The organism is Pseudomonas tumuqii (assembly GCF_013184545.1).
Taxonomy (GTDB): Bacteria; Pseudomonadota; Gammaproteobacteria; order Pseudomonadales; family Pseudomonadaceae; genus Aquipseudomonas; species Aquipseudomonas tumuqii.
Genome location: NZ_JAAOJA010000003.1, coordinates 408,601 through 427,636, shown reverse-complemented (window position 1 = coordinate 427,636; position 19,036 = coordinate 408,601). Strand labels below are relative to the sequence as shown.

General features: G+C 64.3%; 16 protein-coding genes. 5 read left to right on the top strand and 11 right to left on the bottom strand.

What is annotated here, in order from left to right; genetic code table 11:
• Positions 1–42: 42 nt before the first annotated feature.
• Positions 43–1,695: a phosphoglucomutase (alpha-D-glucose-1,6-bisphosphate-dependent) gene (pgm, locus tag G9C89_RS08460; RefSeq protein WP_172147377.1), complete on the bottom strand. Its 1,653-nt coding sequence runs from the start codon at positions 1,693–1,695 to the stop codon at positions 43–45.
• Positions 1,696–2,029: 334 nt separating this feature from the next.
• Between pgm and G9C89_RS08455 the strand changes: the two genes are divergently transcribed.
• The gene (locus G9C89_RS08455) at positions 2,030–2,599 is read left to right on the top strand and encodes a BON domain-containing protein (RefSeq protein ID WP_172147375.1); all 570 of its coding nucleotides are present in this window, start codon (positions 2,030–2,032) and stop codon (positions 2,597–2,599) included.
• Between the two features lie 92 nt (positions 2,600–2,691).
• Positions 2,692–4,788 carry a putative bifunctional diguanylate cyclase/phosphodiesterase gene (locus G9C89_RS25405; protein WP_172147373.1) on the top strand — a complete coding sequence of 699 codons (2,097 nt, stop codon included), beginning with the start codon at positions 2,692–2,694 and terminating at the stop codon, positions 4,786–4,788.
• Between the two features lie 59 nt (positions 4,789–4,847).
• On the opposite strand, the gene G9C89_RS08445 is transcribed toward G9C89_RS25405, so the two are convergent.
• The 3 genes from G9C89_RS08445 to G9C89_RS08435 all read right to left on the bottom strand — a co-directional run bounded on the left by G9C89_RS08445 (position 4,848) and on the right by G9C89_RS08435 (position 6,781).
• Positions 4,848–5,555: a Crp/Fnr family transcriptional regulator gene (locus G9C89_RS08445; RefSeq protein ID WP_172147371.1), complete on the bottom strand. Its 708-nt coding sequence runs from the start codon at positions 5,553–5,555 to the stop codon at positions 4,848–4,850.
• 181 nt (positions 5,556–5,736) lie between these two features.
• Entirely contained in the window at positions 5,737–6,444 is a 708-nt protein-coding gene (locus G9C89_RS08440; RefSeq protein WP_390623784.1) for a Crp/Fnr family transcriptional regulator, read from the bottom strand.
• A 178-nt stretch (positions 6,445–6,622) separates the two neighbouring features.
• Complete coding sequence (locus G9C89_RS08435) at positions 6,623–6,781, bottom strand: DUF3309 family protein (protein WP_172147369.1); 159 nt, start codon at positions 6,779–6,781, stop codon at positions 6,623–6,625.
• A gap of 285 nt (positions 6,782–7,066) precedes the next feature.
• Here G9C89_RS08435 and cls point away from each other — a divergent pair, with 285 nt between their 5' ends.
• Positions 7,067–8,455 carry a cardiolipin synthase gene (cls, locus tag G9C89_RS08430; RefSeq protein WP_172147367.1) on the top strand — a complete coding sequence of 463 codons (1,389 nt, stop codon included), beginning with the start codon at positions 7,067–7,069 and terminating at the stop codon, positions 8,453–8,455.
• A 50-nt stretch (positions 8,456–8,505) separates the two neighbouring features.
• Entirely contained in the window at positions 8,506–9,360 is an 855-nt protein-coding gene (locus tag G9C89_RS08425; RefSeq protein WP_172147366.1) for a hypothetical protein, read from the top strand.
• A 171-nt stretch (positions 9,361–9,531) separates the two neighbouring features.
• Here G9C89_RS08425 and G9C89_RS08420 read toward each other — a convergent pair whose 3' ends face one another.
• From G9C89_RS08420 to zwf, 4 genes are all read right to left on the bottom strand, one after another.
• Positions 9,532–10,395, bottom strand: a complete 864-nt coding sequence (locus G9C89_RS08420; RefSeq protein WP_172147364.1) for an aldo/keto reductase — start codon at positions 10,393–10,395, stop codon at positions 9,532–9,534.
• Positions 10,396–10,546: 151 nt separating this feature from the next.
• Positions 10,547–11,218 carry a bifunctional 4-hydroxy-2-oxoglutarate aldolase/2-dehydro-3-deoxy-phosphogluconate aldolase gene (locus G9C89_RS08415; RefSeq protein WP_172147362.1) on the bottom strand — a complete coding sequence of 224 codons (672 nt, stop codon included), beginning with the start codon at positions 11,216–11,218 and terminating at the stop codon, positions 10,547–10,549.
• 19 nt (positions 11,219–11,237) lie between these two features.
• On the bottom strand, positions 11,238–11,951 hold the full coding sequence (gene pgl, locus G9C89_RS08410) for a 6-phosphogluconolactonase (RefSeq protein ID WP_172147361.1): 714 nt from the start codon (positions 11,949–11,951) through the stop codon (positions 11,238–11,240).
• Entirely contained in the window at positions 11,938–13,407 is a 1,470-nt protein-coding gene (gene zwf, locus G9C89_RS08405) for a glucose-6-phosphate dehydrogenase (RefSeq protein ID WP_172147359.1), read from the bottom strand. The genes pgl and zwf overlap by 14 nt, the downstream gene beginning before the upstream one ends.
• 180 nt (positions 13,408–13,587) lie before the next feature.
• Here zwf and G9C89_RS08400 point away from each other — a divergent pair, with 180 nt between their 5' ends.
• Positions 13,588–14,448: a MurR/RpiR family transcriptional regulator gene (locus G9C89_RS08400; protein ID WP_172147525.1), complete on the top strand. Its 861-nt coding sequence runs from the start codon at positions 13,588–13,590 to the stop codon at positions 14,446–14,448.
• A gap of 126 nt (positions 14,449–14,574) precedes the next feature.
• Here the strand turns inward: G9C89_RS08400 and gpmI are convergent, their stop codons facing one another.
• Genes gpmI through eno form a run of 3 tightly spaced genes read right to left on the bottom strand, consistent with a single transcriptional unit; the run spans position 14,575 to position 19,035 of the window.
• A complete protein-coding gene (gene gpmI / locus G9C89_RS08395; RefSeq protein WP_172147358.1) occupies positions 14,575–16,101 on the bottom strand; it encodes a 2,3-bisphosphoglycerate-independent phosphoglycerate mutase in 1,527 nt (508 codons plus the stop codon).
• A gap of 11 nt (positions 16,102–16,112) precedes the next feature.
• The gene (locus G9C89_RS08390) at positions 16,113–17,738 is read right to left on the bottom strand and encodes an NADP-dependent glyceraldehyde-3-phosphate dehydrogenase (protein ID WP_172147357.1); all 1,626 of its coding nucleotides are present in this window, start codon (positions 17,736–17,738) and stop codon (positions 16,113–16,115) included.
• Between the two features lie 4 nt (positions 17,739–17,742).
• Positions 17,743–19,035: a phosphopyruvate hydratase gene (gene eno / locus G9C89_RS08385; RefSeq protein ID WP_172147524.1), complete on the bottom strand. Its 1,293-nt coding sequence runs from the start codon at positions 19,033–19,035 to the stop codon at positions 17,743–17,745.
• Position 19,036: the final 1 nt, after the last annotated feature.

The following is a 19,036-nucleotide window of genomic DNA, read 5'->3' as shown; positions in this document are numbered from 1 at the left end:
GTGAAATATCGAGCGTCGTTGCGAGAGTTTTTTCACAAGTTCTCAGTCCTTGCTCAGCGCCACATCGACGATCTGTTGCGCCTCGCCAAGAATCCGCTGCAGGTGCGCCCGGTCGCGGTAGCTCTCGGCGTAGATCTTGTAGATGTCCTCGGTACCCGATGGCCGCGCGGCGAACCAGCCGCCGTCGCTGATCACCTTAATCCCGCCAATCGCCGCGCCGTTGCCCGGCGCCTTGTCGAGCACCCGGGTGATCGAATCGCCGGCCAGCTGGGTGCTGCGCACCTGCTCAGGCGAGAGTTGGCTGAGGGCTTTTTTCTGCACCGGGGTGGCCGGCGCATCGACGCGGTCGGCCACTATCTCGCCGAACTCCTCGGTCAGGCCGCGATACAGTTCACCGGGATCGCGACCGCGACTGGCGGTCATTTCCGCCGCCAGCAAGGCCAGGGCCATGCCGTCCTTGTCGGTGGTCCAGACCCTGCCGTCGCGGCGCAGGCAGGTGGCGCCGGCGCTTTCCTCACCGGCAAAGCCCAGCGAGCCATCGAACAGACCGTCGGCAAACCACTTGAAGCCGACCGGCACCTCCAGCAGCGGCCGGCCCAGGCGCGCACTGACCCGATCGATCATGGCGCTGCTGACCAGGGTCTTGCCCACTGCCGCCGTGGCACTCCACTGCGGGCGATGCTGGAACAGGTAATCGATGGCCACGCTGAGAAAATGGTTGGCCGGCAGCAAGCCGACACTCGGCGCGACTATGCCGTGGCGGTCGTAATCGGTGTCGCAGGCAAAGGCGATGTCGTAACCGTCCTTGAGACCGATCAGCCGTTGCATGGCATGGCTGGACGAGGGGTCCATGCGGATCTGCCCGTCCCAGTCCAGGCTCATGAAGGCGAACTGCGGATCAATGACCTGGCTGACCACCTGCAGATCGAGCCCGTACTGCTCGGCGATGCGCGACCAGTAATGCACGCCCGCGCCGCCCAGCGGATCGACGCCCATACGCAGGCCGGCAGCCCGGATAACCTCGAAATCGATCACGCTGCCCAGGTCGCCGACATAGGCCGCCAGGTAATCGTGCGCATGGGTGGTGGCCGCCTGACGTGCCTGGGCCAGCGGCATGCGTTTGACCGCTTTGAGGCCGTCTTCGAGCAAGGCGTTGGCGCGGTTCTGCACCCAGTTGGTGATGTCGCTGTCGGCCGGGCCGCCATTGCACGGGTTGTATTTGAAGCCGCCGCTGTCCGGCGGGTTGTGCGACGGGGTGATCACGATGCCGTCGGCCAGGCCCCTGCTGCGGCCCTGGTTGTGCACCAGAATGGCGTGGGAGATCGCCGGGGTCGGAGTGAACTCGCCGCCGGCGGAAATCATGGCCTGCACGCCATTGGCGGCCAGCACTTCCAGCGCCGTGTCGAACGCCGGTTGCGACAGGGCATGGCTGTCCGCACCGATAAACAGCGGGCCATCGATGCCCTGCGCTTTACGGTAATCGCAGATCGCCTGGCTGATGGCGAGCACGTGCCACTGGTTGAAGCTGGAGGCCAACGAACTGCCGCGATGCCCCGAGGTGCCGAAGGCCACGCGCTGCGCGGCCACGCCGGGATCGGGCTGCAGGTCGAAGTACGCGGCCAGCAGTTGTTCGATATCGACCAGCATCTCTGCGGGCGCCGGCTTGCCGGCCAATGGATGGATGCGTGAACTCAAAATTGTCTCCCTGAATAACGTGTACAGACCCTAGCCTAACAGGCGCCGGCACAATCGCCGACCGCCTCGCCGCCGCTCAACTCGTCTTGCCCAGCCAGCGCCATCACATGCTTGACGGCAAGCGCAGCATGCACTGCAGCATTTTCTCGTTTACGGCCCAGCTAAGTGCGCTAGCGAACGGACGCCATTCTCGTTCTTTCTCATTCTTTCCATGTCGCATCAGTCAATGAGTTTCCCGAAGCGCAGAACGCCTGGGGAAGTTAACGGGTTCCGGGAATAACGATCCGGCCCCCGCTGCATCGAGCGTCGATGCCGATTAACTGTGGAGAACAGCATGCCCCCCCATCCGCGCACGTTGGCAGTCACATCGGCCATCGCCATTGCCGTAGCTGCCATAAGCAGTGCCGTCAGCGCGGACCGGTCGTTCACCGATGCCCGGCAGCAAACCCAAGCCTGGCGGGCCTATGCGCAACGCCACTACCTGCGCGCCAACCACCTCGAAGTGACCGTAGTCAACGGCAAAGCCACGCTCACCGGCAAGGTCGCAGGCCAGCTCGACAAAGACCTGGCCAGGCTCATAGCACTAGACGTCGATAGTGTGGTCGAACTGGACAACCAGATCGTGGTGCACACCGAAGCTCCATTGCCGAAACCACCTGACCGCTCCGGCACACCGGCGTATTTCGCCGAACAAGCGCGGCGCGGCAACTGGAACGGTCATCTGGACGAATCGGCTTTTTCCCCCGCCCATGAAGCGGTCGAGCCCGCCCCCCCGGGCAACCGCGTTAACAGCGGCTGGCTGAGGGGCGGCGCAGATAACCCCGAGCAGCAGACTCCAGCCTTTGACCGTGCGCAAAGCAGAGATGAAGCCAACAGCGTCAATCGGGAGGGATTCAAGTTTTAACTCGGCGACAGCCCGCAGGCCCTGGCTCTGCAGGATGCGGGCAGCCATTTGGTCTGGCCTTATGCGTTGTTCAAAAGGAGTGAATGTGCGACATGGCCAATCGAATACTGATCATCACCGCTGATGCCGAAGATGCAGCGACTCTGCAGAACGTTCTGAACAAGGCCAAAGACGGCCCATTCATCCTCGAATGGCAGCAAAGCCTGGCCGATGCCTTGGCTCGCCTGAAGACCGGCTGCATCGATGCGATCCTGACCGACTTGTCGCTACCCGACAGCCAAGGCATCGAGACCTTCGACCAGTTGTTCGCCTGCGCCCCACAGACGCCGATCATGACGCTCAGTGAAATCGACGACGAAGAACTGGCCGTCGAAGCCGTAGAGCGTGGCGCCCAGGGCTATCTGTCCAAAGGCCACTTTGGCAGTTATCTGGTGCCCCAATCACTGCGCAACATCATTCAGCGCAAAGCGGTCGAGGAAAGCGTTTTCCTGGAAAAGGCCCGGGCCGAAATCACCCTCAACTCGATCAGCGACGCGGTTATCGGCACCGATATGACGGGCAATGTCGACTACCTGAATGTGGCGGCAGAGGCGCTCACCGGATGGTCGCGCGAAGACGCCCGCGGCCGCCCCATCGCCGAGGTAATGCAGATCATCAGCAACGCTACACGCGAGGCGCTGGCAAACCCGATCGAGTCGGTACTGTTGCATAACGAAGCGAAGTTCTTGGCGGCGGGCGCGATACTGATCAAACGCAACGGCAGCGAGGCGGCGATCGAAGACTCCGCCGCACCGATTCATGACTCCAGCGGGCAGATCAAGGGCGCGGTGATCGTGTTTCATGACACCACTGCCGCCCAGGCGATGACCATGAAGATGGCCCACCTGGCGCAACACGACTTCTTGACCAACCTGCCCAACCGCGTGCTGCTCAACGACCGTATCGCTCAGGCGATCAGCCTGGCCGAGCGCCAGGGCACGACGCTGGCCGTACTGTTCCTCGATCTGGACAACTTCAAGCACATCAATGATTCCCTCGGCCATGCCGTTGGCGACCAATTGCTGCAGTCCGTCACGCGCTGCCTGAGTACTTGCGTGCGCAAATCCGACACGGTGAGCCGCCAGGGCGGCGATGAGTTCGTGGTGCTGCTTTCGGAAGCGCATGAGGCACAGGACTCGGCCTTGACCGCGGAAAAAATCCTCGCCGCGCTGGCCAGGCCCCATGTCATCGACCAGCATGAGCTGCATATCACCACCAGCATCGGCATCAGCATCTACCCGGCCGATGGTCGAGACGCGGAAACCCTGATCAAGAATGCCGACACCGCGATGTACCAGGCCAAGGACAGGGGGCGCAACAACTACCAGTTCTTCACCCAGGACATGAATGTGCGGGCGGTCGAGCGGCAACTCATCGAAAGCCATTTGCACCATGCACTGGCGCGACAGCAATTCGTCCTGCATTACCAGCCAAGAATCAATCTGCGCAGCGGCGCCATTACCGGTGCCGAGGCACTGTTGCGCTGGCAGCATCCGCAATGGGGCCTGGTGGCGCCCGCCCGCTTCATCTCGATTGCAGAGGATTGCGGGCTGATCGTGCCGATTGGTCGCTGGGTGTTGCGTGAAGCATGCGCCCAGGCAAAGCTCTGGCAAAACGCCAACGCAGAACCAATCACGGTTGCAGTCAACATCTCTGCCCAGGAGTTTCGCCACCGGGACTTCATCGCGGGGGTTCGCGCCATCTTGAGCGACAGAGGATTGGCACCCGGCATCCTGCAACTGGAAGTGGCCGAGAGCGTGTTGATGCGCGATGCCAAGGCCAGTATCGAGACCCTTCACCAGCTCAAGGACATGGGCATCCAGCTGGCGGTGGATGGCTTTGGCACCGGCTTTTCCAGCCTGAGTTACCTGAATCGATTTCCGCTTGACACACTCAAGATCGATCAGTCGTTTGTCCAGGAGATCGGCAGCACAGATGGCACCGGCATCATTGTCCGCGCGGTGATCGCCATGGGCTCCAGCCTCAATCAGCGGGTGATCGCTGAGGGTGTGGAGCAACAGTCGCAACTGGAATTTCTGCAGGAACAGTCATGCGAGGAAGGTCAAGGCTACTTTTTCAGCCGGCCGCTGGCGCTGGAACAATTCGTTGCCCTGCTGCAAACGGGTATCTGCCCAACGACCTATAAATGATGCCCTTGAGCTCGCCACGGCAGGCCGCTTGAACCTGCACGACCGAGCGCAGTGGTTCGCTAGTGCAACAACTGCGCGTAGTCATCAATGGCGGCGTCGTAACACTCGCAGGAGGCGGCCTCCAGCCCTTTGCGGTCGAGGATGCTGATCTCGCCACGGGTGTAGTGGATCAGGCCGCGCAGTTGCAAGGCTCCTGCGGCGACGGTGACGCCACTTCTGCGCACCCCGAGCATGTCGGCCAGGTATTCATGGGTAAGGTAGAAGTGATCGGCGTGCGCGCGATCATGGGTCATCAGCAACCAGCGCGCCAGGCGCGGTTCGATTTCATGGAAGTGGGTGCAGGCAGCGGTTTGCGACAGCTGCGCCATCAGCACATACAGGTAGCGATTGAGTATGCGCAGCAGCTCCGGGCATTCCTGCAGCTCGCGGCGAAAATGCGCCGCGTTGATCCGCCAGGCAGTGCCGGCGCCCTGCACCACCGCCCGCATCGGCACGCTGTTCACGCCCAGAACCAGGGTCGCACCGAGCATGCCTTCATTGCCGATCAGGCCCATTTCCAGCGGTTGATGGTCACGTAGCGTGGTCACCAGCGAGATAAAGCCGGTCAGCGGAAAGTACAGGTGGCGTAAGGTTTGCTCCGGCTCACAGAGGATGGTGCCGAACACCAGATCGACCGGTTCGCAGCACTCGAGGATTCGTTTCGACTCCTTGTGCGGCAAACTTGCAAGCAGCTGGTTAACCACGGGAACCCGTATTGCTGCTGACATTCAACCGTCCTGCAGCACGAGAAAATCGGGAAGCGATACAGGAAAGGTGCCGAACAGTCCCGATTCGGCAGTCTGATTGAGCGGCGCTGGCTTGTCTGTTCGCTATGGTACGGATGGCGCTAATACCTTGATTGACATCGAATATGCTGTGTCGCTCGGCGCTTTAACCCAGCGAAACCGGTTAGACCGCAAAGGGCAGCAGGCGATCCGTTTCCTTCTTGACCACCGCATAGCACTCGCAACTCATCTGCTCGAGCCTAGGCCGGTCGATCACCCGGATACGCCCACGGCTGTATTCGATCACCCCGGCTTTATGCAGCTTGCCAGCTGCCTCGGTGACGCCCTCGCGGCGCACGCCCAGCATATTGGCGATCAGTTCCTGGGTCATGACCAGATCATTGGTTGGCAGGCGATCGAGTGACAGCAGCAACCAGCGGCACAGTTGCTGGTCAATCGAATGGTGGCGGTTACACACCGCCGTCTGCGCCATTTGCGTGATCAGCGCCTGGGTATAACGCAGCATCAGGTGCAACATCTCGCCGTAGCGGTTGACCTCTTCCATGAACTGCCGCGACGGCAGTCGATAAGCGTCGCCGGCGCTTTGCACAATGGCGCGACTGGTGGTGCTCTCGCCGCCCATGAGCACGGCGACGCCAATCAACCCTTCATTACCGACCACGGAAATTTCCGCCGACGCGCCGTTCTCCATCACATAGAGCAGCGAGACGATGGAGTCGATCGGAAAATAAACGTGGCGCAAGGTGTCGCCAGACTCATACAAAACCTTGCCCAGGGGCAGTTGCACCAGTTCCAGCTTGGGCAGCAGGCGGTTTTGAATGTCAGCAGGCAAGGCAGCCAAAAGATGATTTTGCTGTGGTGTAGCGTGCATCTCAGGCATATCGAGCTCTATAAATGGGGGCATAACCGCCCCCCTCGCTGACAGCATATCCATATTCACCACGCCATCTGTGCGCTATCGAACATAACGACCGAAACCGCAGCCCCGGCCTCGCAGGCCGCCAGCGGCGAACGCATCGATCAATGCACTGACGAGAAGGCGGTGCTTTTCACAACCGGCCCATCAGCAGCAGGACCAGCACGATGATCAACACCAGGCCCAACCCGCCGGTGGGACCATAGCCCCAGCTCCGGCTATGCGGCCACGTGGGTAGAGCACCCACCAGCATCAGTATCAGTACGATCAACAGAATCGTTCCCAAGCTCATGGCGTTCTCCTTGAATGGTTCAAGCTCGCTGTAGCGAACCGTGCCGATCAGCGTTGAACGACTTCGATCAACCCTTCTCGACACGGCACCCGGACAGCTTGAATGGATAGTCCGCTCAGTTCAGTGCGTTAACGAACATAGTCACACCTGGCTACGCGCACCGAGCACTGGCCTACATACTGAATCTAGCCTAGTGACTATCCTTTTGCGTGTACATTCAGGCGAATGTAGCGCTTCGACAGCCAGCCGGCTGCAGCGCGATATACCTCCCCGGGAGGATGGCCAATGCAAGCAGCCTATTGCTGGAAGCTGAGTCTCACGGCAATCCTCAGCCTGGCGCTGAGCGCCTGCAGTTCATTGCCAACCCTCACGCCCGATATGGCGCACCTCGATGCGCCGCCGGTGCAACTCGACGGGCCCCACGGGCCACTCTCGGCCGCACGCAGCAAGGCCATTCTCGATCGGCTGCAGGCGCGCGGCGCAGAGACCAATATCTTCGACCTGCACCTGGCAGTCGAAGAAGCCATCGTCGGCAGCCCCCTGACTACCGGCAACAAGGTCGAACTGCTGCAGGACGGCCCCGCCACCTATCAGGCGATGATCAATGCGATCGACGCCGCGATCGACCACATCAACCTGGAAACCTACATTCTCGAAGACGACGAAGTCGGCCAGCGTTTCGCCGATGCGCTGATCGCCAAGCAGCTGTCCGGTGTGCAGGTCAACCTTATCCGCGACAGCGTCGGCACCCTCGGCACACCGAGCAAGTTCTTCACCCGTCTCAGCGCGGTCGGGATCCAGGTGCTGGAGTTCAACCCGGTCAACCCGCTGACCGCCAAGGCCGGCTGGACGGTCAACCAGCGCGACCACCGTAAGCTGCTGATCATCGACGGGCGCATCGCCTTCCTCGGTGGCGTCAACATCAGCAGCGTCTATTCCGGCGGCTCCTTCAGCCCGCAGTCGAGCGAACGCCCCGGCGCGGCGCTGCCCTGGCGTGACACCCACCTGCAGCTCGAAGGTCCGGTGGTCGGCGAGCTGCAAAAGCTGTTCATCGAGACCTGGGAAAAGCAGCAAGGCAACCCGCTGATACCACGCGATTACTTCCCAGTCAGCCAACATCGGGGGAACGACGTGGTGCGCGCCGTCGGCAGCTCTCCGGACGATCCCTACAGCCTGATCTACGTCACCCTGATCTCGGCACTGCGCAGCGCGCAAAGCGAGATCTGGCTGACCAACGCCTACTTCGTGCCCGACCCGCAGCTGCTTGCGGCGCTCAAGCAGGCGGCGGCGCGCGGCGTCGACGTGCAACTGATCCTGCCCAGCAGCACCGATTCCTGGCTGGTCTTGCATGCCGGCCGCGCCTACTACAGCGAATTGCTGAAGGCCGGGGTCAAGCTGCACCAGCGCCGCGATGCCCTGCTGCACGTGAAGACCGCGGTGATCGACGGCGTCTGGTCGACCGTCGGCTCGACCAACCTCGACTGGCGCAGTTTTCTGCACAACCAGGAGGTCAATGCGGTGGTACTCGGCACGGATTTCGGCGGCAAGATGCGCGCGGCCTTTCTCGCCGACCGGGATAAATCGGAGCAGATCACCCTGGAGCAATGGCGCCGTCGTCCCCTCGACGCGAGGGTCAAGGAATTGCTCGGGCGCCTTTGGGAGTACTGGCTGTGAGGCGTTTCCTGCCAGGCGGCGCAGGCTGTTTGCAGTGGCTAGGCGCAGCCGTGCTGTTGGCCCTGCTGCTCGCGGCGCCGGTCTATGCCGAGGACGCCGAGGTGCTCAGGGCCCGGCATGCCGCCCTGGCTGAACAGCTCGGCGACAACCCGTTCCAACGCCCGCTGCATCTCGAATCCCGGCAAACGGACGACACTTTGCAAGGCGATATCTACGCGCTGATCGAGCAGCCCTACGCCTTGGTCGGCACGGCGCTGCAAGGCAGCGCGCACTGGTGCGATATCCTCATCCTGCACCTGAATGTGAAAAGCTGCCGCGTCGCATCGAGTCCGGAGGGTGATGTCCTGCGCATCAATATCGGCCGCAAGTTCGAGCAGGCGCTGGCCGATGCCTACCTGTTCGAGTTTGCCTACCGGGTCGCCACGGCTGCGCCCGACTTCCTTCAGGTGCTGCTGGATGCCAAGGAGGGGCCGCTGGGCACCAGCCGCTACCGCATCAAGCTCGAAGTGGTGGCACTCGATGCCCAGCGCAGCTTCCTCCATCTGTCCTACTCCTATGCTTACGGCATGGCGGCCCGCGTGGCCACGCAGGGTTACCTGGCGACCCTGGGGCGCAACAAGGTGGGTTTCAGCATCGTCGGTCGTAACGCCGAGGATCAGCCCGTCTACATCGGCGGCATGCGCGGCGTGGTCGAACGTAACACCATGCGTTATTACCTGGCGATCGAGGCCTACCTGAGCGCCCTGGCGGAGCCGCCAGCGGCGCGCCTGGAAAAACGCCTGGACCTCTGGCAAAGCGGTGTCGAGCAATACCCGGCGCAACTGCACGAACTCGAGCGCGACCAGTACCTCACCATGAAGCGCAAGGAAATCCAGCGCCAGCGGGCGGACGCTGCCAGCGAATAAGTGCCAAGGGCTGCGCCAGCCACCGGTGCACCCTCACCTTCTGCCTGGGCTTGCCGCAGGGCTGGGAAGTGGTGGCGGCGGTAATTGTCGTGCAGTCGGTGGTCGAACTGTTCGGCATGCAGGGGTATCTGTGCGGGCTGCCGCGCCGGCTGTTTCGCTAGCACGCGCCTCTCAGGGCGCCTTGTGGCCGCGCGCCGCTTCGGCCAGGTAGAACCAAGTCGGGGCGTCCAGTTGCAGCGTGGCGCCGTGCAATGCCTCTTCGATCCGCGACCAGCGCAGGCTGCCGAGAATCGGCCGCGGGCTGCCCGGCAAACGGCGCAACCAGGCCAGGGCGACCTGATTGGGGGTTGCCTGCAAGACGCCAGCCACCTCGGCCAGGGCCTGCTGCAAGGCCGGGGGAAAAGCGCCGCCAGCCAGCGGCGACCAGGCCAGGACCTGCAAACCGTCGGCCTGCAGGGTCTGCAGCTGACCATCCCAGGCGCTTTGTTGCGCCAGCAGCGACAGTTCGATCTGATTGCAGCGCAGCGGCAACTCGCGGCCCAGGCTTTGCCAGTGCAGCGGCGCGGCGTTGGACAGCCCGAGCCAGCCGACCTTGCCGCTCTCGACCAGGGCCTGCAGGGCGCGCACCACTTCGTCGGCGCACAGCAGCGGATCGGGACGATGCAGAAGAAAGCCATCCAGGCGCTCGACGCCCAGGCGCGCCAGCGAAGCCTCGACCGCGGCGGTCAGGTAGGCCGCCCCGCTGTTGTAGTGCTTGACCTGCCAGCGCGAGCCGTCCAGTGCCGCCGGCACGATATCGGCCTTGCTGATCAGTTGCAGCTGGCCGCGCAACTGCGGGCGCAGGCGCAAGGCCGCGCCGAAGTGCGCTTCGCACTGGCCCAGGCCATAGATGTTGGCATGGTCGAACGCATTCAAGCCCTGCTCGACGCAGCGCTCGACAAAGCTCAGCAGGGCCTGCGGCGTCGCCAGCTCGGGATAATCGAGCAGGCGCATCATGCCGAGCAGCAGGGGCTGCTTGATCGGTGGCGGATTCATGCTAGCGGATTCCAATAAGGAGTCGGACGAACGCCCGTAGGGTGCGCCGTGCGCACCCTGTGGCCGAGAGGAAAAACCGGTGCGCACGGCCTAGGCGGCCCCGCACACCCTACGGGATCAGCCCGGATGCAATCCGGGGCCGCAACCGCACTCAGTCCAGCAGCTGCAGGGCTTCGGCACTGCACTGCTGGATGCGCGCCCAGTCACCGTTCTTGACCCACTGGCTGTCGAACATCCAGGTGCCGCCGACGCACATCACGTTGGGCAGCGCCATGTAGCGCTGCAGGTTGTCGGGGTTGATGCCGCCGGTGGGGCAGAACCGCACATCGCCAAAGGGACCACCGAGGGCCTTGAGCGCCGCGGTGCCGCCGCAGACTTCCGCGGGGAACAGCTTGAAGCGGCGGTAGCCGAGGGCATAGCCGAGCATGATGTCCGAGGCGCTGCTGGTGCCTGGCAACATTGGTACCGTGCTGTCCAGGCTGGCCTTGAGCAGTTCGGCGGTCGAGCCGGGGGTGACGATGAACTGCGCACCGGCCTCCTCGGCGGCGGCGAGCATCTGCAGGTCGAGCACGGTACCGGCGCCGACACAGAGTTCGGGCCGTTGCTCGCGCAGCAGGCGAATGGCGGTCAGGCCATGGGCCGAGCGCAGGGTGATTTCCAGCACGCTCAGGCCGCCGGCTGCCAGGGCATCGGCCAATGGCAGGATGTCCGCCTCGCGGGCGATGGTGATCACCGGCATGATCCGCGCACGGGCGCAGAGGCTGTCGATCTGGGCGATTTTTGCAGCCATGCGGGCGTGCGGGCTTTTGTCGTTGGTCGTCATATCGGCTGGTCCTTCGGCCCTAGGGGCACCAGTAAATCTCGAGGGGGGAATGCAATAGCGCGCGTACCGGCATGCTCGCCACCTCGCCCGCAGCCAAGGCGGCGGCCAGGGTCGCGAGCTTGCCCTGACCCTGCAGGGCCAGCAGCGGCAAACGTGCCGAGCTCAGCAACGGCAAGGTCAGGCTCAGGCGCTGATGCGGCACGCTGGGCGCCAGCATCGGCAGGCAGCGGCGCGGGCAGTCGGCCTGCAAGGCGTCGTGCAGATTCGGGCTGTTGGGGAACAGCGAGGCGGTATGGCCGTCGTCGCCCATGCCCAGCACCAGCACGTCGATCGGCGGCAACTCGGCCAGGGCCTGGTCGGCCTTCAGCGCCGCCTGCTCCAGGTTTACTGCCGGCTGGTACAGGCCGAAAAACCGCGCGGCGGCGGCCGGGCCATGGAGCAGATGGCGGCGCACCAGGCCTTCGTTGCTGTCAGGGTGGGCGACCGGCACCCAGCGCTCGTCCGCCAGGCTGATCACCACCTGCGCCCAGTCCAGCGGCTGCTGCGCCAGTTGCTCGAAGAAGGCGATCGGGCTGCGCCCACCGGACACCACCAGGGTCGCCTGGCCCTGGGTTTCGATCGCCACGCGTAGTGCCTCGGCGACCGCCTGGGCCAGGGCCTTGGCCAGCTGCGCCGGATTGCTCAGGCTGCGCGCCACCACGCCCAACGGCAGATCGAGATCAGAGATCGCCATACCAGGACCTCCCGTCGCGGGTGATCAGGGCAATCGAACCCATCGGCCCCCAGGTGCCGGCGGCGTAGGGTTTCGGCGCATCGCCCAGCTGCTTCCAGCCGGCGATCAGCTGATCGCACCACAGCCAGGCGCATTCGATCTCGTCCTTGCGCACGAACAGGTTCTGGTTGCCGCGCATCACTTCCAGCAGCAAGCGTTCGTAGGCATCGGGGATGCGCGCGCTGCGGTAGGTGTCGGAGAAATTCAACTGCAGGGCGTGACTGCGCAACTGCATGCCCTTGTCCAGGCCCTGGTCCTTGGTCATCACCTGCAGGGCGATACCCTCGTCCGGCTGCAGGCGGATGATCAGCTTGTTGCCGATCAACTGGCGCTGCTCCGGGGCGAAGATGTAGTGCGGGGTTTCCTTGAAGTGGATGACGATCTGCGACATTTTTTCTGCCAAGCGCTTGCCGGTACGCAGATAGAAAGGCACGCCGGCCCAGCGCCAGTTGCGGATGTCTGCACGGATGGCGACGAAGGTTTCGGTATCGCTCTGGGTGTTGGAGTTTTCCTCTTCCAGATAACCCGGCACCGCCTTGCCATCGCTGCTGCCGGCCACGTACTGACCCCGCACCACCTGGCGGCTGAGTTGCGCGGCGGTGATCGGCTCCAGCGCCTTGAGCACCTTGACCTTCTCGTCGCGAATGCTGTCGGCGGACAACTCGCTGGGCGGGTCCATGGCGATCAGGCAGAGCAGTTGCAGCAGGTGATTCTGGATCATGTCGCGCAGCTGACCGGCCTGGTCGAAGTAGCCCCAGCGGCCTTCGATGCCGACCTTCTCGGCCACGGTGATTTCCACGTGGGAGATGTGATTCTGGTTCCACTGGGTTTCGAACAGGCTGTTGGCGAAACGCAGGGCGATCAGGTTCTGCACCGTCTCCTTGCCCAGGTAATGGTCGATGCGGTAGATGCGGGTTTCCGGAAAATACTGCGCGACCGCATCGTTGACCGCCCGCGAGGACTCCAAATCATGGCCGATGGGCTTTTCCAGCACCACCCGCGCCCGCTCGCTCAGGCCGACCCGCGCCAGGTTGGCGCAGATGCCGCCGTAGACCGAGGCCGGCGTGGCGAAATAGGCGATCATCCGTTCGCCGCTGCCGACCTGCTCGGCCAGCGCGTCGTAGTCGTCGGCCTGAAGGAAGTCCATGGTCAGGTAGCTGAGGCGCGCCTGGAAGCGCTGCAGCACCAGCTTGTCGACCTCGCTGGCCGGCACATGGCGCAGCAGGTGCTCGCCGATGCAGGCCAGATGCTGTTGCGCCTCGCCATTCTCGCGCGCCAGGGCGAAAATCCGCGTATCGGCATGCAGCAGACCGGCACGGTCGAGCTGATAGAGCGCCGGAAACAGTTTGCGCAGGGCCAGATCGCCCAGCGCGCCGAACAGGGCAAAAGTACAGGATTCAACGGTTATCGAAGGCATGATGTTTGTTCTTTTATCAAGTTAAGCTAGAAATACCCTGTCGACGGGATTTTATCAAGGCCATATGTAGTAATAAAAACAACATTTTGCTAAAAAACACTTTCCGGTGGTAGCCCCATGGGCCCATCAGTACGATAGGCCAGCAATTTCAGCCCTGGCTAAGGAATGACAATGGACCGCGTGCGCAATCTTCTGGAGCAGATCCAGAGCCGACTCGACAGCCTGAACAAGGCCGAGCGCAAAGTCGCCGAGGTGATTCTGCGCAACCCGCAGCAAGCCACCCGCCTGAGTATCGCCGCCCTGGCGCAGGCCGCGCTGGTCAGCGAACCGACGGTCAACCGCTTCTGCCGCTCGTTCGGCGTCAGCGGCTACCCCGAGCTGAAGATGCAGCTGGCGCAGAGCCTGGCCAGCGGCGCCGCCTATGTCAGCCGCGCGGTGGAGGCCGACGACGCCCCTGAGGCCTATACCCGCAAGATCTTCGGCAGCGCCATTGCTTCATTGGACAGCGCCTGCCAGGCCATGGATCCGCAGCTGATCAGCCGCGCGGTCGACCTGCTGATCCAGGCGCGGCAGATCCACTTCTTCGGCCTCGGCGCCTCGGCTCCGGTGGCGCTGGATGCGCAGCACAAGTTCTTCCGCTTCAACCTGGCGGTATCGGCCCATGCCGACGTGCTGATGCAGCGCATGCTGGCCTCGGTGGCGCACACCGGCGACCTGTTCGTGATCATCTCCTACACCGGGCGCACCCGCGAGCTGGTGGAAGTCGCACGCCTGGCCCGGGAAAACGGCGCCTCGGTGCTCGGCCTGACCGCCGCCGGTTCGCCACTGGCCAAGGCCAGCACCCTGAGCCTGGACATCCCGCTGCCGGAAGACACCGACATCTACATGCCGATGACCTCGCGGATCATCCAGCTCACCGTGCTCGACGTGCTCGCCACCGGCATGACCCTGCGCCGTGGCGTGGACTTCCAGCCGCACCTGCGCAAGATCAAGGAAAGCCTCAACGCCAGCCGTTATCCGCTGGACGAGGAACCGAGCTAACCCGCCTCCCGGAATCATCGACCCCAGCCCGCAGGGTGCGCGGGGCCGCCTAGGCCGTGCGCACCAGGCACCCGGCCCAGCGGTCGCACAGCGCACCCTACGGCGGCAGTGTTGGCTGACAGGTAACTAACCACCCACCAGCAGCGACCGTCCATCCATCTCCGCCGGCACCGGCAGGCCCATCAACTCCAGCAGAGTCGGGGCGATGTCGCACAACCGGCCGTCCCTCAGGGCGAAATGCCCGGCGCGGCCGCTGACCAGGATCAGCGGCACCGGGTTGAGGGTGTGCGCGGTGTGCACCTGGCCCGACGCGGCATCGAGCATCTGCTCGACATTGCCGTGATCGGCGCTGATCAGGCACTCGCCGCCCCCCGCCAGGGTCGCCTCGACCACCTCGGCCAGGCAGGCATCCAGCGCCTCGACCGCCTGCACCGCCGCGGCGAATGAGCCGGTGTGCCCGACCATGTCGCCATTGGCGTAGTTGCACACGATCAGGTCGAAGGCCTGGCTGCGGATCGCCTGCACCAGCTGCTCGGTCAGCTGCGGGGCGCTCATCTGCGGCTGCAGATCGTAGGACGCGACATTCGGCGAGGGGATCATAATCCGCTGCTCACCGGCAAACGGCTGCTCGCGACCGCCATTGAAGAAGAAGGTGACGTGGGCATATTTTTCCGTCTCGGCGATGCGCAGTTGGGTCTTGCCCAGCGCCGCCAGGTACTCGCCGAGGCTGTTGGCGATAGCCTGCGGCGCATAGGCGCAAGGCCCGTCGAGTCGATCCGAATAGCGGGTCAGGGTGAGCAGGCGCTGCTTGTCGATCGGCTTCGGCCGGGCGAAGCCGTCGAACCCGGGGTCGACCAGGGCATGGCAGAGCTGGCGCGCCCGATCGGGGCGGAAATTCATGAAGATCAGCGCGTCCTCCTCCGCCACCCGCACCGCTGGGCCAATCGCGGTGGCGCGGACGAATTCGTCCGACTCGCCGCGCGCGTAGGCCGCACTCAGCGCCTCGTCGGGACTGGCCGCATGAAACTCGGCGCGGCCCTCGACGATCAGCCGATAGGCCGCCTCGATCCGCTCCCAGCGGTTGTCGCGATCCATCGCGTAGTAGCGGCCGATCAGCGAGGCGACACGCCCGCGCCCCAACCCCGCCAGCTCCGCCTGCAACGCGTCGAGCGAAGCCTGCGCGCTTTTTGGCGGGGTATCGCGACCATCGAGAAAGGCGTGCACGTAGAAACGCTCGATACCGCGCTCGGCCAACACCCGGCAGGCGGCGAGTATCTGCTCGCGGTGACTGTGCACGCCGCCCGGCGACAGCAGGCCGAGCAGGTGCACCGCGCCACCGCGGCGCCGGGCACCATCGACCAGGTCGAGCAACGGCGGATTGGCGGCGAACTCGCCGGTGGCGATTGCCCGGTCGATACGGGTGAGGTTCTGGTACACCACGCGGCCGGCGCCGAGGTTCATGTGGCCCACTTCGGAGTTGCCCATCTGCCCCTCGGGCAGGCCAACGGCCAACCCGGAAGTGGCGATCCGGCTATGCGGAAAGCACTGCAGCAGGCCGTCCAGGTTCGGCGTGCGCGCCGCGGCGAAGGCGTTGGCATCGGCCTCCTGACGCAAACCGACGCCATCCAAAATAATCAGAGTACGTGTGCTCATCGCGGCAGCCTTCAGAAGATGTAGTCGGTGGTCAGGAAGCTCGACTCGCGGTTGCGAATGATCTCGCTGACCAGCGCCTTGTTGCTCTCCTGGAATTTGGTCGCCACCAGGGTGCGGATGGAAAACACCCGCAGCGCGTCATGCACCGACAGGGTGCCCTCGGCCGAGTTCTTGCGCCCATTGAACGGGAAGCTGTCCGGGCCGCGCTGGCACTGGGCATTGATGTTGATCCGCCCCACCTGGTTGGCGAAGGCGTCGACCAGCCGGCCGACCTGGGCCGAGTCGCTGCCGAAGATGCTCAGCTGCTGGCCGAAGTCGGAATCGAGCACGTAGTCGATCACCGTCTGCAGATCGCGATACGGCACCACAGGCACCAGCGGGCCGAACTGCTCCTCCTGGTAGAGGCGCATGTCGGCGCTCACCGGGTAGAGCACGGCAGGATAGAAGAACGAACCGCGGCTTTCGCCGCCGCCGGCATTCACCACCCGCGCGCCCTTGGCCACGGCATCGGCCAGCAGGCCGCCGAGGTACTCGACCTTGCCCGGCTCGGGCAACGGCGTCAGGCTCACGCCCTCCTCCCAGGGCATGCCCGGCTTGAGCGCGGCGACCTTGGCGGCGAACTGCTCGAGGAAGCGCTCGACCACATCCTCATGCACGAACAGGATCTTCAGCGCCGTGCAGCGCTGGCCATTGAACGACAGCGCGCCGGTGACCGCCTCGCTGACCGCGTTATCCAGGTCGACCTCGGGCAGGACGATCCCCGGGTTCTTCGCATCCAGGCCCAGGGCCGCGCGCAGCCGGTGCGGGCGCGGGTGCAGCTTCTTCAGGTCGCTGGCACCCTTGTGGGTGCCGATAAAGGCGAACACATCGACCTTGCCGCTGGCCATCAGCGCGCTGACGGTCTCCCGGCCGCTGCCGTAGATCACGTTGATCACCCCGGCCGGGAAGCTGTCGCGGAACGCCTCGAGCAGCGGACGGATCAGCAGCACGCCGAACTTGGCCGGCTTGAACACCACGGTATTGCCCATGATCAGCGCCGGGATCAGGGTGGTGAAGGTCTCGTTCAGCGGGTAGTTGTAGGGCCCCATGCACAGGGTCACGCCCAGCGGCACGCGGCGGATCTGGCCAAGGGTATCCTGCTCCAGCTCGAAGCGGCTGGAGCGGCGATCCAGCTCCTTGAGCGCCTCGATGGTGTCGACGATGTAGTCGCAGGTGCGGTCGAACTCCTTTTGCGAGTCCTTGAGGTTCTTGCCGATCTCCCACATCAGCAGCTTGACCACCTGCTCGCGCTGCTCGCGCATGCGTGCCAGGAAGATCTCGACATGCTGGATGCGCTCGGCCACGCGCAGGCTCGGCCAGGCGCCCTGACCATTGGCGTAAGCGCGCACCGCCGCATCCAAAGCGACCAGCGCGGTCTCGGCGTCGAGCAGCGGCGTACTGCCGAGGATCAGCTGCTGCTCGCCCTGCTCGGACTTGAGCAACACCGGGCTGCGCACGCTGGCCAGCGGCCCGTTCCAGGTGCGTAGCTGGCCATCGACCAGGTAGTCGCGCTGCTCGATGGGTGCGCCGAAACGGTACTGCTCGGGAATCTCGGCCAGGCTCGGAAACAGGTTATCGAGGCGATTGGCGGTGGTCATGGCATTAACTCCTCTGAGGAAAGATCGAAGCGCTGCTATAGGCCGCGCGACCCTGCAGTGCCTGCTCGATGCGCAGCAGCTGGTTGTACTTGCCGACCCGGTCGGAACGGCACAGCGAGCCGGTCTTGATCTGCCCGGCACAGGTCGCCACCGCCAGGTCGGCGATGCTGGTGTCCTCGGTTTCCCCGGAACGGTGCGAGATCACCGCGGTATAGCCGGCATCCTGGGCCATGCGAATGGCGTCGAAGGTTTCGCTGAGGCTGCCGATCTGGTTGAACTTGATCAGGATCGAGTTGCCGATGCCGCGCTCGATGCCTTCGCGCAGAATCTTGCTGTTGGTGACGAACAGGTCGTCGCCGACCAGTTGCACCGTCTTTCCCAGGCGCTCGGTCAGGTAGGCCCAGCCATCCCAGTCGCTTTCGTCCATGCCGTCCTCGATCGAGGCGATCGGGTAGCGCTGGCACAGCCCGGCCAGGTAATCGGCGAAACCCCGGGAATCGAAGCTCTTGCCTTCGCCGGCCAGCACATAGCGGCCGTCGCGATAGAATTCCGAGGCGGCGCAGTCCAGCGCCAGGCTGATGTCCTTGCCCAGCTCATAGCCGGAGCGGCGCACCGCCTCCTGGATCACCACCAGCGCCTCCTCGTTGGACGCCAGCGATGGGGCGAAGCCGCCCTCGTCGCCCACCGCCGTGCTCAGGCCGCGCTCGCCGAGCACCTGCTTGAGCGTATGGAAGATCTCCGCGCCCATGCGCAAGGCCTCGCTGAAGGAGCTGGCGCCGATCGGCTGGATCATGAACTCCTGGATGTCGACATTGTTGTCGGCGTGCTCGCCGCCGTTGATGATGTTCATCATCGGCACCGGCAGGCTGAAGCGGCCCGGCTGACCATAGAGCGTCGCCAGGTGCTCATACAGTGGCACCTGCTGCGCCGCCGCGGCGGCCTTGGCGGTGGCCAGCGAAACCGCGAGGATCGCGTTGGCGCCCAGCACGCTTTTGTCCTCGCTGCCGTCCAGCGCGATCATCGCCGCATCGACCGCACGCTGATCCAGCGCATCCAGCCCGCGCACCCGATCGCCAAGCGGCCCGTTGACATTGGCCACGGCGCGCAGCACGCCCTTGCCCTTGTAGCGCTCGCCGCCGTCACGCAACTCCAGCGCCTCGCGGCTGCCGGTAGAGGCGCCGGACGGCACGCTGGCGACGCCCACGGCGCCACCGGCCAGGGTCACCACGGCCTCCACGGTCGGATTGCCGCGCGAATCGAGGATTTCACGGGCGGCCACTTGCTGGATCAGGGTCATG

Excerpts from the sequence above, each read along its gene's own strand:
- G9C89_RS08455 (WP_172147375.1), top strand. The coding sequence starts at position 2,030 with ATGCCCCCCCATCCGCGCACGTTGGCAGTCACATCGGCCATCGCCATT.
- G9C89_RS25405 (WP_172147373.1), top strand. The coding sequence starts at position 2,692 with ATGGCCAATCGAATACTGATCATCACCGCTGATGCCGAAGATGCAGCG.
- G9C89_RS08445 (WP_172147371.1), bottom strand. The coding sequence starts at position 5,555 with ATGTCAGCAGCAATACGGGTTCCCGTGGTTAACCAGCTGCTTGCAAGT.
- G9C89_RS08440 (WP_390623784.1), bottom strand. The coding sequence starts at position 6,444 with ATGCACGCTACACCACAGCAAAATCATCTTTTGGCTGCCTTGCCTGCT.
- G9C89_RS08435 (WP_172147369.1), bottom strand. The coding sequence starts at position 6,781 with ATGAGCTTGGGAACGATTCTGTTGATCGTACTGATACTGATGCTGGTG.
- cls (WP_172147367.1), top strand. The coding sequence starts at position 7,067 with ATGCAAGCAGCCTATTGCTGGAAGCTGAGTCTCACGGCAATCCTCAGC.
- G9C89_RS08420 (WP_172147364.1), bottom strand. The coding sequence starts at position 10,395 with ATGAATCCGCCACCGATCAAGCAGCCCCTGCTGCTCGGCATGATGCGC.
- G9C89_RS08415 (WP_172147362.1), bottom strand. The coding sequence starts at position 11,218 with ATGACGACCAACGACAAAAGCCCGCACGCCCGCATGGCTGCAAAAATC.
- pgl (WP_172147361.1), bottom strand. The coding sequence starts at position 11,951 with ATGGCGATCTCTGATCTCGATCTGCCGTTGGGCGTGGTGGCGCGCAGC.
- zwf (WP_172147359.1), bottom strand. The coding sequence starts at position 13,407 with ATGCCTTCGATAACCGTTGAATCCTGTACTTTTGCCCTGTTCGGCGCG.
- gpmI (WP_172147358.1), bottom strand. The coding sequence starts at position 16,101 with ATGAGCACACGTACTCTGATTATTTTGGATGGCGTCGGTTTGCGTCAG.
- G9C89_RS08390 (WP_172147357.1), bottom strand. The coding sequence starts at position 17,738 with ATGACCACCGCCAATCGCCTCGATAACCTGTTTCCGAGCCTGGCCGAG.
- eno (WP_172147524.1), bottom strand. The coding sequence starts at position 19,035 with ATGACCCTGATCCAGCAAGTGGCCGCCCGTGAAATCCTCGATTCGCGC.